We start from the raw sequence: 15,548 nt of genomic DNA, 5'->3' as shown, positions 1-15,548 counted from the left end.
TGTCCTCGATGACCTGCTTTCGGACGAGTGCGAGGGCCATATGAATGATGAGTCGTGAAAAGTGAATCTGGATTCACTTTTGATTGACGTCAAGATCCAGGCGGCTGAGTCCATCGGAAAACGACAAAGGGCGACCGGCATGCCGCCGATCGCCCCCGTCTACGCAAAATCGCCTACCTGCCCGGCAACACGCCCGATCAGTAGCCCGGATTCTGCTGCAGATTCGGCGACGTGCGCGTGTCGCGCAGCGGGATCGGGAACAGCGCCTGACCCGGACGGTCGGCGAGACCCTTCACCGCGATCGCCTTGCCCAGACGATTGAGATCGGGCCAGCGGTCGCCTTCAAACGCCAGCTCCAGGCGACGCTCGAGCTCGATGGCATTGATGACATCGGTCTGCGTGGTCACCTGGTTGCCCAGCGTGTGCACGGGGATACCAGCCCGCACACGCACCTTGTTGTACGCGGCCACGGCTTCCGGCAGTCGGTTCAGCCGTGCCAGTGCTTCGGCTTTGATCAGAATCACCTCGGCCAGACGAATCACGTGCACATGCTCCGTGCCCGGACGCGCCGCGTACTTGTTGCCGTTGAGTGGGCGACCCGCATTGCCACTCGGACGGATCGACCACGCCTTGCGGGCATCGCCTGCCGGATACGCGGCATCGATGCTGGTGCTCGGCGCCACTTCGGCACGACCCACCTGCAGATAGTAGTTGGAGATACCGTTGGTTTCGGTGGCGTTGAACGACACACGGAAGATGTCTTCCGTGGTGTTGCTGCCGGTCGCGCTGAACAGATCCGCGTAAGGAACTGTCAGCGTGTCACGGCCGGCCAGCACCAGGTTGGCCGCATCCAGCGCCCCCTGATAGTCGGCGGCCGAACCCGCATTGCCCGTGAGCCCCGCGCGGTAGAACAGTACCCGTGCCCGCAGTGCGCGCGCCGCGATCGGCGTGGCATAGCGCGTGTTGGTGGTGTTCCGGATGAGCACCTGGGCGCTGTCGAGATCCTTGAGGATCTGCGTGTACACCTCGGTGACGGTGGCGCGCGTGTAAGCCTGCGCCTCGGATGGTGCGGCGATGGGCTTGGTGGGAATCGGCACGCCGCCCCAGAACTTCACGAGGTTGTGAAAGCCGAGCGCACGCATGAAGTACGCCTGTCCCATCACATCGCTGCGCACCGGGTCGGTGACCAGCGCAACCTGCGGCACCTTGTTGATGAGGACATTGTCGCGATCGATCTGCTGGTAGATCGCCGTCCACATCGAGGTCACTTCCGCATTGTCGGCCTGCATGCGGTTGGTGGCCATTTCGCCGAGGTACTGGAAGGTGCCCGTCCAGACGGTGTTGTCGGAGGCGAGGTCGCCCACGAGCAGCGCGGAGAGTCCGTAGTAGCTGCCTGACTGCAGGCCGTCATAGGCACCGTTGAGTGCCGCGGTGGCCGTGGCATTGTCGGTGATCAGCAGGTCCTGCGGCAGCGAGGTGACAGGTTCCACGTTGAGCACATCACCGCAAGCGGCGACGGACATCGCGGCGCCCACGAGCGCCAGACGGCGCAGAGTCGGGAATCGGTTCATGGTGATCACCAGCCCGCCGTGATGCCGAAGGTGAACGTGCGGGCGAGCGGGTAGGCGTAGTAGTCGACACCCATGACAGTATTGGCGTTGGCGCCGTTGCTGTTCACGTCGGGATTGAATCCCATGTAGTCACTCCACGTGATCAGGTTGCGGCCGGAGAAGTAGAGGCGCGCATTGTCGGCACGCATGGAGCGCGCGAGTGCGGCGGGCAGGCGATAGCCCACGGTGACTTCCTGCAGGCGGGCAAACGAGCCGTCCTCCACGAAGCGCGTGGAGAGGAAGCGTGCGCCGCCGGTGGAGCCCATGCGCGGCTGGTCGGTGATATCACCGGCCTTCTGCCAGCGATTGAGCACCGAGGCGTACTTGTTGTCGCGTGAGTTGCCGCCGTCGTCCATGAAGATGCGGGCGAGGTTGAGCACCTTGCCGCCCTGGCTGAACTGCAGGAAGCCCTTCAGGTCGAGGTTGCCCCACGTGAACGTGTTCGTGAGACCGCCGAAGTACTTGGGCTGCGGGTTGCCGCCGTAGGCGAGATCCGCGGCCACAGGGGCGAGTGTCTCGGTGCCATCGGCCTTGCGATACAGGGCGTTGCCGGTGGCCGGATCGACGCGCAGGAACTTGTAGACGAAGAACGTGCCCAACGGCTGACCCACCGCCGCCACCGACGTCACACGGCCCGACACGGTGGCCGTGATCGGCAGCCCGTCGTACAGCTCGGTGACTTCGTTCTTGTTGAACGTCACGTTGAGATCCGTGGTCCACTCGAAGCCACCCGGCTTGGCGGAGCGCACGTTCTGCGTCTGCAGCGCGAGATCGAAGCCGCTGTTCTTGATGGCGCCGACGTTGTCCCACACGCTGGTGTAGCCGCTGGTGGCCGGCACCGGGCGCTGCACGAGCAGGTTGCTGGTGGCGCGGTTGTACCAGTCGACATTCAGGTTCACGCGGCCGCCGAGCACACCGATATCGGCACCGATGTCGGTTTCCTTGGTGAGCTCCCACTTGAGGTTGGGATTGCCCAGCGTGGAGTTCGCGAGACCGGTGACGCCGGTGTACGACTGCGCCGTCGCCAGCGTGCGGCTGGCAAAGTCGCTGATGCCCTGATTGCCCGTGGTGCCATAGCTGCCGCGCAGCTTGAGGCTGGCATGGCGCGCCAGTCCTGACATGAAGGCTTCGTCGGAGATCGTCCAGGCGCCTGATGCGGCCATGAACTGGCCATAGCGATTGGCACTGCCGAAGCGCGACGAGCCGTCGGTGCGGAAACTCGCCGACAGCAGGTAGCGGTCACGGGCCGACCAGTTGGCGCGGGCGAAGTACGACACCAGCGTGTTCTCGGTGGCACCGCCGTCGAACGACGACACGGCTGCGGCGTTGCGCACATAGCGCTCGAATCCGGTGGGGAAGCCCGTACCCGACACGTAGTTGAAGTCGGAGTTGTTGAGCTCCATGCTGCTGCCGGCCGTGAGCTGCAGCTGCTGCGCGTCAGTGCGAATCAGGTCGTAGTTGCCGAACGCTTCGGTTACGTAGCGCGTGGCGTTGGTGCGGCCACTCACGCCTTCGCCACCCACGCTGCTGCTGGCCGCGCGATCGACCTTGGGGGAGCGCCAGCGCAGTTCGTCCACCGCGTACACATCGGCACCGGCCCGGCCCGTGATCGTGAGACGATCGGTGGCGGTGAAGCGCGCCTCGAGATTGCCCAGTGCCCGCAGCGTGCGCGAATTGAGCGAGCTGTAGGCGGCGTAGGCCACCGGGTTGGAATACAGCAGGTTCTGCGCGATGCCGCCGTAGCCGAACGAGGTGCCGCGGATGGGCGAGAACGGCTGCAGCGAGATCGCGTTGGTGATGATGCCGTCGACGTTGAGGTCACCCGGCACGCGGTCATTCGATTCGCGCGTGAGACCCACCGAGCCAATGAGCGACAGCTTGGGGGCGGCCTGTGCGTCCACGTTGAGGCGCATCGTCTGGCGCTGATACTGCGAGCCGATCACCACGCCCTTCTGCGACACGTTGGCGCCGGAGAGGAACATGCGCAGGCGATCGGTGCCACCGCTCACGCTGAGCTGCACGTCCGACATCGGCGCGCTCTGGAACACCGCGTCCTGCCAGTCGGTGTTGATGCTGTCCGTGCCCGCGGCGAACAGTGGCGTCTGCCCCTGGTTGGCGCGGCCTTCATTCATCAGCGTGACGTACTGCGAGGCGTTGAGCAGGTCGAGCTTCTTCTCCACGCTCTGCGAACCCAGCGAGCTGCTGATGTTGAAGCGGAACCGGTTACCGCCGGCGCCGCGCTTGGTCGTGATGAGCACGACGCCGTTCGAGCCACGCGAACCGTAGATCGCGGCGGCGGCGGCGTCCTTGAGCACGTCGATGGACGCGATGTCATCGGGGTTGAGCGCCGAGATGGGCGTCATGCGCTGGCCGCTCGTGCTGGTGATCTGCTCGAACGTGCCCTGCAACATCGGCACACCGTCGACCACGTACAGCGGCTGGTTGCCGGCATTGAGCGACGCCGGACCGCGCACACGCACCGACACGCCGGTGCCCGGTTCGCCGGAGTTCTGCATGACCTGCACACCGGCAATGCGACCCTGCAGGGCGTTGTCGATGCTGGTGACCGGCAGTCGCGCAAAGGTGGTGGAATCGACCGACGCGATGGCCGCACTCACCGTGGCGCGCTGACTGCTGCCGTAACCCGTGGCCACGACCGTGGTGAGCACGGTGGCGGCGGGGGAGAGCACGACATCCAGTGTGGCCGTGCCGCCAGCGGACAGCGTGACCGTGCGGCTGATCGCGGTATAGCCGATGCGCTGCAGGCGCAGTGTGACCGATCCGGAAGGCACACCGGTGAGGGAATACGTACCGGCATCGTTGGTCACCGTCCCGCGCGTGCTGCCGGGAATGGAGACCTGTACGCTCGCCACGGGACGTCCGGTGGACGAATCGGTGACCACACCACGAATGGTGCCCGGGGCCTGGGCGTGGAGGGGCTGCGGGCGTATCACCACCGCCAGGGCAGCGACGGCGATGGCAACGGCCAGGCGATGCCATCGAGGGGGAATGCGGGCACTCATCAACATGCTCCGAAAGCTGCGGGGGGAGAGCGCGGCCCGTGTGCATGCGACGAATGCGGGGCACCACAGAACGCGCAGGGCGACCTGATGATCGCGATGATCCCGCCCCGTGTTCACGGCGTCAAGAGTGCAAAACGAGGTTTGTGCAGTGTCCTGGGCGCCGGTAGTCGGACTGTCCCAGTTGTTTCAGGGCCAGCGTGCGCGCATTCCCGTTGAATGAAATGCTGCCGTCATATCGAGACGGCGTTGGCTGGGCGTGGTGCGATAGCGCCGCACCACGGCGAGGGCCGAGTCACGAAGACCGGCCTGCTCGTACACGAGCGCGAGCTCGGGCATCCCGCAAATCGGACACAGCGCATCAGATACCATGCGAAACTCGGCGATCGCTATAGGCCATTGGTGCGATGCCATGGCGATCATGCCGCGGGCGTGGTGCTCCCGCGTCGCATCCCGCCGCCGTGTCAGTGAATCGGACCGCAGCAGGTATTCGTCGAGCAAGGCCGATGCGGGGGCGGGTTGGCCGCTGGAAGCGAGGGCGATACTCGCATCGAGGTATGGCCGGTCCTCCACGCGCAATGATGCCAATGGTGTGGTGCGCAGGGCATCCGCGATGCGCTTGCGGGCGAGCGTGCTGTCGCCGCGCAACCATACCGCCGCCATCGCGAGATCGAGTTCGCCGACCAGCGCCGCCTCACGGGCACCTCGTGCACGCTCGAGACGCACGCCGCGCATGCGAGCCGCGTCGCCTTCGTCGAGACGTCCCCAGCTCCACCACGCCTTCGCCAGCAGCATCTCCCCCACGGCGCGCTGATACCCATCGTCCCCCGCCGATGTGATCAGTGCGCGCAACTGTCCTTCGGCCAGCTCACGCTTGTCTTCGGCATGCGCCAGAGAGGCCGTACGCATGAAGAGCCCCGGATGTCCCGGAAAGGCGAGCGCCATCGAGTCCAGCGTGCGCCAGGCGCCAGCGGAATCGCCCAGCGTGTAGCGCCCATCCGCGAGATTCATCCAGGTCAGTGCCTGTCGTGGATTGATCGCGATGCTGCGCTCGTAGGCTTCCACCGCGCGACGACGATCGCCGAGGTGATCGTACACCGTGCCGAGGCTGGACCACGCTCGCGCATCGTTGGGAGCGATTTCCAGCAACGCACGATACGAGGATGCAGCGCGCGCGAAGTTGCCGGTCACGGTGCGGTGATACGCGCCCAGCGTCACGAGTCGTTCTGTCTCGGGAAGCTGTGCGGCGTGTCGTGCGGCCAGGGTGAGCATCTCCACCGATCGGCTGCGACCATCGACGCCGTTGTCGTAGATCTGGCCAAGGCGGCGATACGCCTGCGCAAAGGTGCTGTCGATCGCGATGGCGCTGTCGAGCAGGCGGATGGCTTCATCGCGGTTGCCGTCGCGATCATAGGCCATCACGCCCTGTTCATACAGCGCACGCGCCGCTGGCGACGCCGTGAGTATTACCGGTGCCGCCTGATTCGATGCCTCGGGACCACGCGACGACTGCGTCCACGCAAACGCCGCCGCTGCGGCGCCGCCCAGCACCAGAAACCACGGCCACCGACGCGACGCGCGTGGCGCAACGATGCCGACAGGTGCATCCGCTACGGGCAACGTCGGTGCCACGGCGACCACCGCCGGCACTGCCTCTGCCTCTGCCGAGGCTGACGACACCACCACCGGCATCGGATCGACCTGCCGTGCACGCACTCGGGTCGAGATCTCCTCCACCAGCGCCATCACCACCCGGTCGGGGCGGGCCGCGTACTCACTCTCCAGCTGCCGTGCGATGGCCGCGTGTTCGTCGAGCGCCTGCTGATCGCCTTCCGGCGTGCCGGGTGCGGCCAGCGCACGCAAACGAAACAGTGCGGCATGTGGTGACGTGGGCGCCACGCGCAGCCATCGCGATGCCAGTTCCGCGCATGCGTCGTACTCTCCGGCCCGCAGCAGCACCTCGCACTGGGCGCGGGCGGCGGTCGCGAACAGGGCATCCAGCCGGCGACGCTCCCCGTCCTTCCACTGCTCCAGTCGCGGCGAGCCGCCCACATGCAGGCCATCCAGGAACGGGCCGCCGTACAGCGTCACCACGTCGACCCATCGCTGCTGACGTGCCGCGTCCTGCAGTTCCAGCACATCCACGCCCAGCGCGATGTCCTCGGCCAACGCCACTTCGGTGCGCCGCTGGCTGATGGCATCCGGCCCCAACACGCGGCGCAGATGTGACAGGGTATCGCTCAGGGAATGCCGCGCGCGGGCCTCGTCCTGCTCACCCCAGAAGAGATCCACCAGCGCATCGCGGGTCCACGAACGACCGGAGACCGCCAGCACGGTCAGCAACGCCAGCTTGCGTTTGCGGGTGCCCAGCTCGCGATCCTCGTTCCCGACCGGGTCGAGCAGGGTCAGTCGACCGAGGGTGATGAGGCGGTGGTGGCTCGCGGCGGGCATGTGCGTACAGTATGCCGCCGCCCCGGTCGGTGAAAGACGACGCACGCCGGAACTGACGGCCGCCGCGTAACACGTTGTGGCGCAGCATGTTGATATGTTGAGATGGCAACGAAGTCGCCTCGTATCTTGGCCGCGGTTTCCCGTTCTCCCATGCGAACGGGCACGGCTCACCCTTGGTCGAGGTTCCCATGCTCACACTGCGACGCGCTGCCGCACTGGCCTTCCTGCTTTCCGGAGCCCTGCATGCCGCGCCGCTGGCCGCCCAGGCTGCCCCCATCACCATCACCGATCCCATCGACCTCAAGGGCAAGCTCGATGTTCGCGGCGAAGACGAACTGCGCGGGCCACGGAAAATCCTGATTCCCATGGTCCTCGTGCGCTACGCGCTCAAGGGATCGCTGACTGTGGTGAACAGCGGTCGCTTCTATCAGACCGACGGCAAGACGGTCAAAGCCAAGGGCAAGTACATGGTGGCCGGCCTCGAAAAGGCCTACGTGCAGGGACTGGCCCAGCAACTCCAGGACGACCTGGTGGCCCGCCTGCGTGGCGCCGGATACACGGTACTCACCTACGACGACGTGAAGGACGATCCCGAAGTGGTGAAGATGGGGCGCTACAAGCCGGATGCCGGATACGACATGCCCACCGATTCACCGCGTGGCACCAGCAACACCTATCTGATGGGCTTCCCGAGCGATGCGCAGGCCATCGACCCGCCGTTTCAGGGATATGGATGGGGCTTTCGGAAGGTGGCGAAGGATCATGACGCCATCGTGATGGTCCCCGAGTATCGCGTGGATGCTCCGCTGCTGGGTGGCAGCAAGCGTCATGGCATCGCCTCCCGCGGGGCCAGCGTGAGCATCTCCGCGGACATGGTGCTCAATGCGTCGACCTTGTGGATCACGCCCAAGGGCAAGTGGGGCTCGGCCATCACCAAGGGGCAGATCGAAGATCTGGCCACGGACGACGTCGGATCGATCGGAGATGCCACCGACGATTCTCCGCGCGCCGCCAACGCGATCGCCGCAGGACTCGCCGCACTCTCACCGCTTGGTGCCGACCTGCAGACCAAGTCCGGCATGTGGGGCATGAAGGTCGATCAGCCCAGGTACACCGCGGCGCTGCTGCGAGGCGCCGTGAGTGTGAACATGGCGATCGAGCAGGTGGTGAAGACCGAAAACGCGAAGGCGGCCGGGAAGTGACGAAGTAACGCGGGAGTGTGCGGTACCATTCGGAAGGGATCGGGTATGGTGGCGCCGTGCCGATCCCGGATCCCGCCGAAGACGCCGCCAATGAAACCAGTCACAGCGCCGCAGCCTCTGCGGCGCTGAATGCCTATCTGCCGCGACTCGCTCATGTGGCAGCGCAAGCACGACACCGGTCGGCCGATCTTCGTCAGGCGTACTTCTTCGCCTCCGCACGCATGTCGTTCCATCCCTTCGGGTCGAGCGCGTCGATTTTGACCTTGAGCGATGGATGCGCGAGGATCACCGCCTTCTTCTCGTTGGTTCCGTTGGGCGTCTTGGCCGTTGTCACCTTGAGATGCGCGGCCAGTGCGCGTGCCGCCTGCTCGCGTTCCTGCGGCGTCCAGCGGAGCATGTTCTGGCGGTCGAGCTTGAGCTTCTCCCCGGTGATGTCGGAGCGTGATCGCGCCTTGGCGATCTCCCGCAGGATGATCGCCTCCAGCTCCTGCCGGCCGTTGGTGCCGATCACCACGTCGACGTAGGCGGTCGAGGGGACCCACTTGATGGGATCGAACGCCAGCTCATACAGCATGATCTGGCCGTCCGCTTCGCTGAAGTACCACTTCTGCACGAAGTGTATCTCGCACAGGATGTTCGCCAGCGGAATTTCGTTGGCCCCACGCTCGGGAAACGGCGTGTGTCCATGGCTCTTGAAGTACTGCTCTGTATGGAAAAACTTCACGCCATCCGTGAGGAAGGCGTAGATGTAATTGTCTTTCGCGAGATACTCGATGGCGCCACCCGCGCCGCGTACCACGCGCACCTTCTGCGAATGCGCCTTGGCCGCGAGCACATCCTGTGGCGTCCATTCCCAGTGCGGCTTGAGCGCCAGGAACCGTCCGTCCGATGGACTCTTCACCGGGAAGACGAGCACGTAGTCGTTGAGGATCGGAAAGTGCGTCACGCCGGCAAACTCCGCCCCCACCGAGATCACCGTCTGCAGGCAATTGTCGGCGTTCTTGCTCCCCAGCCGCAGGAACATCGAGTTGGCATACACCGGGTTGTTGAACGGATGCCATGCCTTGTCGAAACCGTTCCAGGCATAAACGGGTGAGTCCTTCGACCGTGCCCGGACGCGGAATCCCTTGTGCTGAATGAGTTCGTCGTACGACCGGCCGTCGGCGCGAAACGCAATGGGTGTGGGTCCGCGTTTGGCGTCCTGGAGAATCTTGAGATTCATCGCCCGCGCGTCGCTGGCCACCAACGGCGCCGGTGCGAGTGACCGGCCACCTGGCGAGCGTACGGTCATCGCCGGAGCATCGAGCGCCACCCGCTTGAAGCCGATGAGCAACAGCTGGCGCAGCACGTTCTCCTTGAACGCGTCATCGCGGCCCGCAAAGTCAGCCCGCAGCGTGAACGGCGCCTGCGCCCCTTCGAAGACGCTGAAGAACACCTCGGCGGCCTTCTGCTGCTGAATCGCCGTGATGCGATCGAACTTCTGCACTTCGGTCCAGAAGTAGTTGAACCAGAACCCAAAGGTCTCAGCGCCCGGGTTACCCGGAAACGCTTCGGCGACGTCTCGCACCAGCGGCCACCGGCTCTCACGGTCCTTGGGAGCGACCCTGTTGATCGTCGGGGCCTGATAGGGCTGGATCTTGCCGATCATGCGAGTCTCGGTGCCAGAGTACGTAGGTGATGTGAGCGTAGTAGACTCGTCGCCGGCACCCCCACTGGCAAGCTCGGCAGGTGAGACCTACAAGTCCCGGCAACACGGTGCCGTTGCGAGATGTTCGGCCAGCGCATCCAGCGACGCCGGCGTCCACCCCGGCACATCGGTGAGCGCGGCCCACGCCTTCACGTAGTCGCGGATGCTGTACATGTGCCCAAACCCGCGCGGCGACTTGTCGGCCGACATGAAGTCGATCGCCAACTGCAGCATCGTCACCAGTGGATACCACCGGAGACGTGGTGTCACATCGTGCCCGCGAGGCTCGTGCAACCACTCCGGCTGCTGCCATGCAATGCTGGCATCGAAGAACGACACTGGGTCGGACGCATACTGCAGATAGAGAATGCGGAAACGGCCCCACGGTGCATCGAGCGTGGCCGGTGTGGTCATCTGATTGGCAAAGCGCACCGTGCTGCCGCCGCGATACACAGGCAGCCACATCGGCGTGCCTGCATCGCGATTGTCCACCAGCGCGCGCCAGGTGGTACTGCGAAACGGCGGACCCACCCACAATGCACCATCGATGGGGTCGTCCACCAGGTCGTAGAGATTCACCGCTTCGCCGGAATTGAGCGCGCCGAGGCTCACGCCATGCACATACAATCGCGGACGCGATTCGCGTGGCAATGAACGCCAGTGCGAATACACCCGATGAAACAACGCGGAGGCCGTTTCCGAGCCATACGCCGACTCGGCCAGCAGTGACAACCAACTCGGCAGATACGAGTACTGCACCGCCACGGTGGCCACGTCGCCGCGGTAGAGGTACTCCAGTGCGGCCACGGCCGGCGGATCCACCCAGCCGCTGCCCGTGGGCGTGGTGATGAGCAGTACCCGTCGCTCGAACGCCCCGCGCCGCAGCATTTCAGCGAACGCGATATCCACTCGCGTGGCGATGGAGTCGGAAACCGACAGCCCCACGTACACACGCACCGGCTGCGCCTCCACCGTGCCGGCTACGGTGCGAATGGCCGCTGTGTCAGAGCGTGCGGCGATGAACCGACGCCCATGCCGACCGAGTGATTCCCAGGTGACTGGAGAGAGTGGAACAGACTCCGGGCGTCGAGCCTGCGCGGCATCGGAATCGTCCATCCATTGATCCAACTCGCGCGATGTGCGGTCCATCGTGCGCAGCGCCGAGTCGAGCAGTACGCCACTGGCCAGCGTCCACACCACAACACTGGCGGCCACAAAACCCAGCGCGGCGGACACACGGCGCGGCATCAGGCGATTGGCGGGACGGGCCATGGCGCGCTGCAGCACCATGAACAGCCGGGCCATCGTGAGCACACATACAAACAGCACTATGGCAATAGCTGCCACGCGCCACGGATACCACTCGTCGAGTGGCGGCAGCCCCATGATAGCCCGCACATCGTTTTGCCAGGCCGAGGAGCGCACCAGCCCGACCAGCAACCCCAGTCCGGACAGCGACAGCGTCCCGATCACCCATCCGCGTCGCATACGCGGTGCAGGCACTGCAAACTCGAGATAGCGCCACACCGCCCGCACGATCAGACCCACCGCGTACCCCACACACATCGCCAGTCCGCACAGCACCCCTTCGAGTGCCCAGGCGCGTGGCAACAGGCTGGGCGTCAACGACAAGGCGGCCAGCACCATCCCCGTTGCCGCGCCCTCAGCAGGGAGCGGCGCCAGGAGCGTGCGTTGCATGACATGCCGCACTCGCCAGATGCCTGGGGCCTGCGTCATGGGTCCTGCGTCATATGCTCGGCGGTCGCTGTCGCATACAAGACAAGTTGCCCCCGTGCGCCCCGATTCGGCAGGCATTCGCACGGCAACAGGCCCCGGCCCAACGAGCCGCAAAATGAGCAGCTTTTGGTCCGGGGCCTGGGCGGTTCCCGACGCGACGCTACCGGCTGCGACTCAGGCCGACCAGAATGCGCGTCTGATTGAACATATTGATGCCCTGCAGTTCCAGATTCAGAAACAACGGCTTGGCGGAACCGGAACGCAGTGCAAACGACGTACCAATGGCCGTATTGACGCCGAGCACAGTGGGAGAGAAGACACCGGCGCCGAGCGTCACGTACGGCAGCAGCGAGTTCGTGCCGCCGATGGAGCCGAATGCGTAGCGTGCGTTGGCGAGCGCCAGCACCGAGGTATTCCCTTCGCCAAATCCGACCGCCAGTTCCGGCACAAAGTGCCAGCCGCTGTTCGTGCTCACCGGCCCAAGATCAGCGCGCAATCCAACGACGAACTGCACATCTCCATCATCCACACCCAGACCGGCATAGGGACGGAGGTCGCTGGTACGGGTCTGCTGCAACCGTTGAAAGACAGGACGCGAATTCCGGTCCAGCACCACCGTGTCGCGCGTGCCGGGTGCGATGGCGACCACACTCGGTGTGGTGACCGGCCGTGCGCCATCAATGCGCGCATTCAGGCGACGTTCGAGCTCACGCAGTTCCAACGCCAGGTCGCTCGACGGTGGGGCCGCGGGCGGTGTTGCTGATGATGTCACCGAGTCGCGACGCACCGTCGAATCCACGCGCACCACCGAATCACGACGTACCGTCACCGTGTCCACGCGCCGGGTCACGCTGTCCATGCTGGGACGTGGTGGCATGCCGTAGCGCAGAATGACCTCGCCCTGCGTTGGTACCGGCACCGTGATCCACTGACCGCCCGGAGCCTGGGTGCGCATCGTGCGACCCCGCTGCGTGTCGCCCGGATTGCGATCCCGGTCGGAGGTGTCGGACTTGGGTCGATCCATACGCGAGTCGCGATCGTTGCGATTGTCGCGCTCTTCCCGATCACGCCAGTCGCCGCGGCGTGCCTCGCGTCGACGATAGTCGCGCTCCCGTTCCGCCCTGAGTTGCGCCTCCCGTTCACGCGCCGACGGGGTCGACTTGCCACCGAGGCTGATCGTGACGCCAGCGGTGATCATCGTGTTGTGGGTCAGATCGCCGGTGCTGGCCACGTTGTCGAGGTTGTCGTCGACCGTCATGATGTAATCGCGAATGGCGCCATTGATGCGCACCCGATCGGTGAGACGGAAGCTGGCACCACCGCCCAGGATGAACGCGGTTTTGTCGCCACGCGACATACCCAGGGAGTCCGCGAAGTTGTCCTTGTAGTCGATCTGTCCAGCGCCCATGACGAGATACGGCGTCAGACCGGAGCCGGTGGAGAGATTGAACTGGGCCTCACCGCCATACCCAGCGACCGGCGCCGGACCATCACGGTCATCATTCACGCCGCGCCAGTAGAAGCCACGAACGCCGAAGACGGGTGTGAAGTCGATACCCGCCCGGACGCCCGCCACCTCGAGATTGGGCAGGTTGTGCCCGCTGGCATACTTGAGGCGACCGACAAACGGTTCGATGGGGGCCGTCGATCCGCTGAGCTTTTCGGTGTCCCCATCATCGTCACGCATGGTGCTGAGCGGAATCGTGACCGCTGCCCCGTACACCAGGTTGCGCAACGTCGTGAGACTGGCGCCAGTGGTGGTGTCGGGGCCGAACAGGGAGCGCGTGTTCATGCGAAAGCCCATCTGCTCGGCAAAGATTTCGGCGTTCAGCCCCGCAATCCCGAAGCGCACACCACCGCCCGCGCTCAAGGCGATACGATCCTGACGAGCACCGGAGTCGGGCTCCAGACGCAGGACTCCGGCCCCCACGCGCGCAAACGGCACCACTGCGGCATCACCGAAGTTGAGTTGCATGCTCGTGCCGTAGTGCTTGATGTCCAGCGTTCGGCCAGCAGACAGCGGGCCAAACGTCGATGAGGCCCGGGCACTGTCGAGGCCCAGCCCGGCACGCTGGAAATAGAAAGGCTGCAGTTCGACCCATTTGCCAAAACGCAGTGCCAGACGACCGCCGTACAGGTAGTCGTCCTTCAGGGCAAAGTCATCGCTCCACTGCACACGTTCGGCGGTGGGCACAACGGAAATGCCAATTTGCTGCGCGTGAAGGATGGAACCGGAAGAAAGAGACATCGCAGCCAGAAGCGCGATGACAGGAACAGATCGCGATGTACAACGCGAACGAGCAATGGACATGATCAGGGGTGTTCAGGTTATGCACATGTGACGTGCGTCCCTGCGGGAAGTCCTCACGCATCGTGTTGCGACGTGTTGCTACGTGAGTCTTCGAATCATGTATCCGCTGCATGTTGCGGCGCGTCGTCTGAAAGACGCAGAAAAAAGTCACTCATCTGGACGACAACACAGACTGGAATGACCATTTTTGTGCGATATGACCAATGCGCTGGTCATATGTCACCAACTATGGCAACGGTTGCGACAATTCCAGTCTACGGAGTGCGACGCCGCTCCGCCACGATCCGTGTCACGACAAGGAGTTCACAGGCGATTGGCACGTGCGATCGCCCGCCATGCGTCATCGGGAATCCTGCCTGTCGCAGGCGGCCATTCCGGATCGTCTTCGGTGAGGTAGACTGTACCCATGTCAAAAAGTAGCCTGTCACGGCTCGCCCTCCTGATTGCCGCGTTGATGTTGCCGGCGTCCGTGAGAGCGCAGTCTGCGCCAGCGGCCAGCCCCTTCGAGCTGATGCGGTCGCATGACGGTGAACCGGTGTGGGCGCCGCTGCTCCGGCTTCGCGTCGCCGACTCGCTGTACGCGGCCGATTCTCCACAGCGTGGCATGTGGCTGCAATTGCTCGCGCAGGTGGAAGGCACCTGGGGCAATCACGATCGCGCACTGGCCACCTGGGACCAGCTTGCACGCCCTTCCACTGGAGATGTCGCCGCAGCACAGCGGCTCTTCGGTCAGGCGCGCGGGGTATCGGCACTGGACACGCTGCGAACCATGGCCGACACGGCGCGCATCATCATGGTGAACGAACGGCACCATGCCGCGACCGACCGGTTGCTCACGCTGGAACTGCTGCCGGTCCTGTGGCAGAAGGGATTTCGATACTTCGCCGCCGAGGCGTTTGGGTACGACAGTGTGCTGGCCATGCGCGGTTACGCCATTGACGACAACAGCTACACAAGTGAGCCGGTGTTCGCCGAGGTGGTGCGTGAGGCATTGCGGCTGGGGTACACACTCGTGCCGTACGAGGCGCACGGCGAGCAGTACCAGAAGCCGGACTCACTCAACGCCCAGCAGCGGCGCGATCATGCACAGGCAGAGAACCTGTACGCCGCCACCTTCGCTCGCGATCCGAACGCCAAAGTGCTGGTGCATGCGGGGTATGAACACATCCGCGAGCGTGTAGCGCCCCGTTGGTCACCCATGGCCGCCTATCTCCGTGCGCGCACCGGTATCGACCCGGTGACGGTGGACCAGACGGCGATGACCGAACGCAGCAGCGCGGAGTACGGCCACCTCGTGCAGCGCGCGTTGGTGGGTGCACTGCCGTCACGCGCGACGGTGATGATCGGCGACTCGGCGCGCGGTTCGATTGGCGCCGAGCCGATGCTGGTGGACCTGGTTGTGGTGCGCGGACCGTCTGCGGTGGTGGATGGCCGCCCGTCGTACATGGCGATGGGCGGTCGGCGCACGCCAACTCCCATCGCCGTGCCGGAATGCGCCACACAACACTGTTTTGTGGTGGCGCACCGGGC

The 15,548-nt window shown here is 64.8% G+C and carries 8 protein-coding genes; 2 read left to right on the top strand and 6 right to left on the bottom strand.

Translation table 11 applies throughout. The annotated features are described in order from the left end of the window. Positions 1 to 197: 197 nt before the first annotated feature. The 3 genes from VGE27_RS14010 to VGE27_RS14000 all read right to left on the bottom strand — a co-directional run bounded on the left by VGE27_RS14010 (position 198) and on the right by VGE27_RS14000 (position 7,081). Positions 198 to 1,571, bottom strand: coding sequence for a RagB/SusD family nutrient uptake outer membrane protein (locus VGE27_RS14010; protein WP_331050291.1), 1,374 nt, complete (start codon positions 1,569 to 1,571; stop codon positions 198 to 200). Positions 1,572 to 1,576: 5 nt separating this feature from the next. After that, the gene (locus tag VGE27_RS14005) at positions 1,577 to 4,633 is read right to left on the bottom strand and encodes a TonB-dependent receptor (RefSeq protein ID WP_331050290.1); all 3,057 of its coding nucleotides are present in this window, start codon (positions 4,631 to 4,633) and stop codon (positions 1,577 to 1,579) included. Between the two features lie 186 nt (positions 4,634 to 4,819). Beyond that, positions 4,820 to 7,081: a tetratricopeptide repeat protein gene (locus tag VGE27_RS14000; protein ID WP_331050289.1), complete on the bottom strand. Its 2,262-nt coding sequence runs from the start codon at positions 7,079 to 7,081 to the stop codon at positions 4,820 to 4,822. A 188-nt stretch (positions 7,082 to 7,269) separates the two neighbouring features. Between VGE27_RS14000 and VGE27_RS13995 the strand changes: the two genes are divergently transcribed. Next, positions 7,270 to 8,283 carry a hypothetical protein gene (locus tag VGE27_RS13995; RefSeq protein ID WP_331050288.1) on the top strand — a complete coding sequence of 338 codons (1,014 nt, stop codon included), beginning with the start codon at positions 7,270 to 7,272 and terminating at the stop codon, positions 8,281 to 8,283. A 193-nt stretch (positions 8,284 to 8,476) separates the two neighbouring features. Here the strand turns inward: VGE27_RS13995 and VGE27_RS13990 are convergent, their stop codons facing one another. The 3 genes from VGE27_RS13990 to VGE27_RS13980 form a co-directional block, all read right to left on the bottom strand. Further along, positions 8,477 to 9,931: a hypothetical protein gene (locus VGE27_RS13990; protein ID WP_331050287.1), complete on the bottom strand. Its 1,455-nt coding sequence runs from the start codon at positions 9,929 to 9,931 to the stop codon at positions 8,477 to 8,479. Between the two features lie 87 nt (positions 9,932 to 10,018). After that, on the bottom strand, positions 10,019 to 11,668 hold the full coding sequence (locus tag VGE27_RS13985; RefSeq protein WP_331050286.1) for an alpha/beta hydrolase: 1,650 nt from the start codon (positions 11,666 to 11,668) through the stop codon (positions 10,019 to 10,021). Between the two features lie 199 nt (positions 11,669 to 11,867). Continuing rightward, the gene (locus tag VGE27_RS13980; protein WP_331050285.1) at positions 11,868 to 13,955 is read right to left on the bottom strand and encodes a hypothetical protein; all 2,088 of its coding nucleotides are present in this window, start codon (positions 13,953 to 13,955) and stop codon (positions 11,868 to 11,870) included. Positions 13,956 to 14,424: 469 nt separating this feature from the next. Between VGE27_RS13980 and VGE27_RS13975 the strand changes: the two genes are divergently transcribed. Next, a partial coding sequence (locus tag VGE27_RS13975; protein WP_331050284.1) for a hypothetical protein occupies positions 14,425 to 15,548 on the top strand: 1,124 nt, incomplete at its 3' end.

The organism is Gemmatimonas sp. (assembly GCF_036405635.1).
Classification (GTDB): domain Bacteria; phylum Gemmatimonadota; class Gemmatimonadetes; order Gemmatimonadales; family Gemmatimonadaceae; genus Gemmatimonas.
The sequence above is the reverse complement of the archived record's forward strand: the minus strand, read 5'-3'. Positions and strand labels throughout refer to the sequence as shown.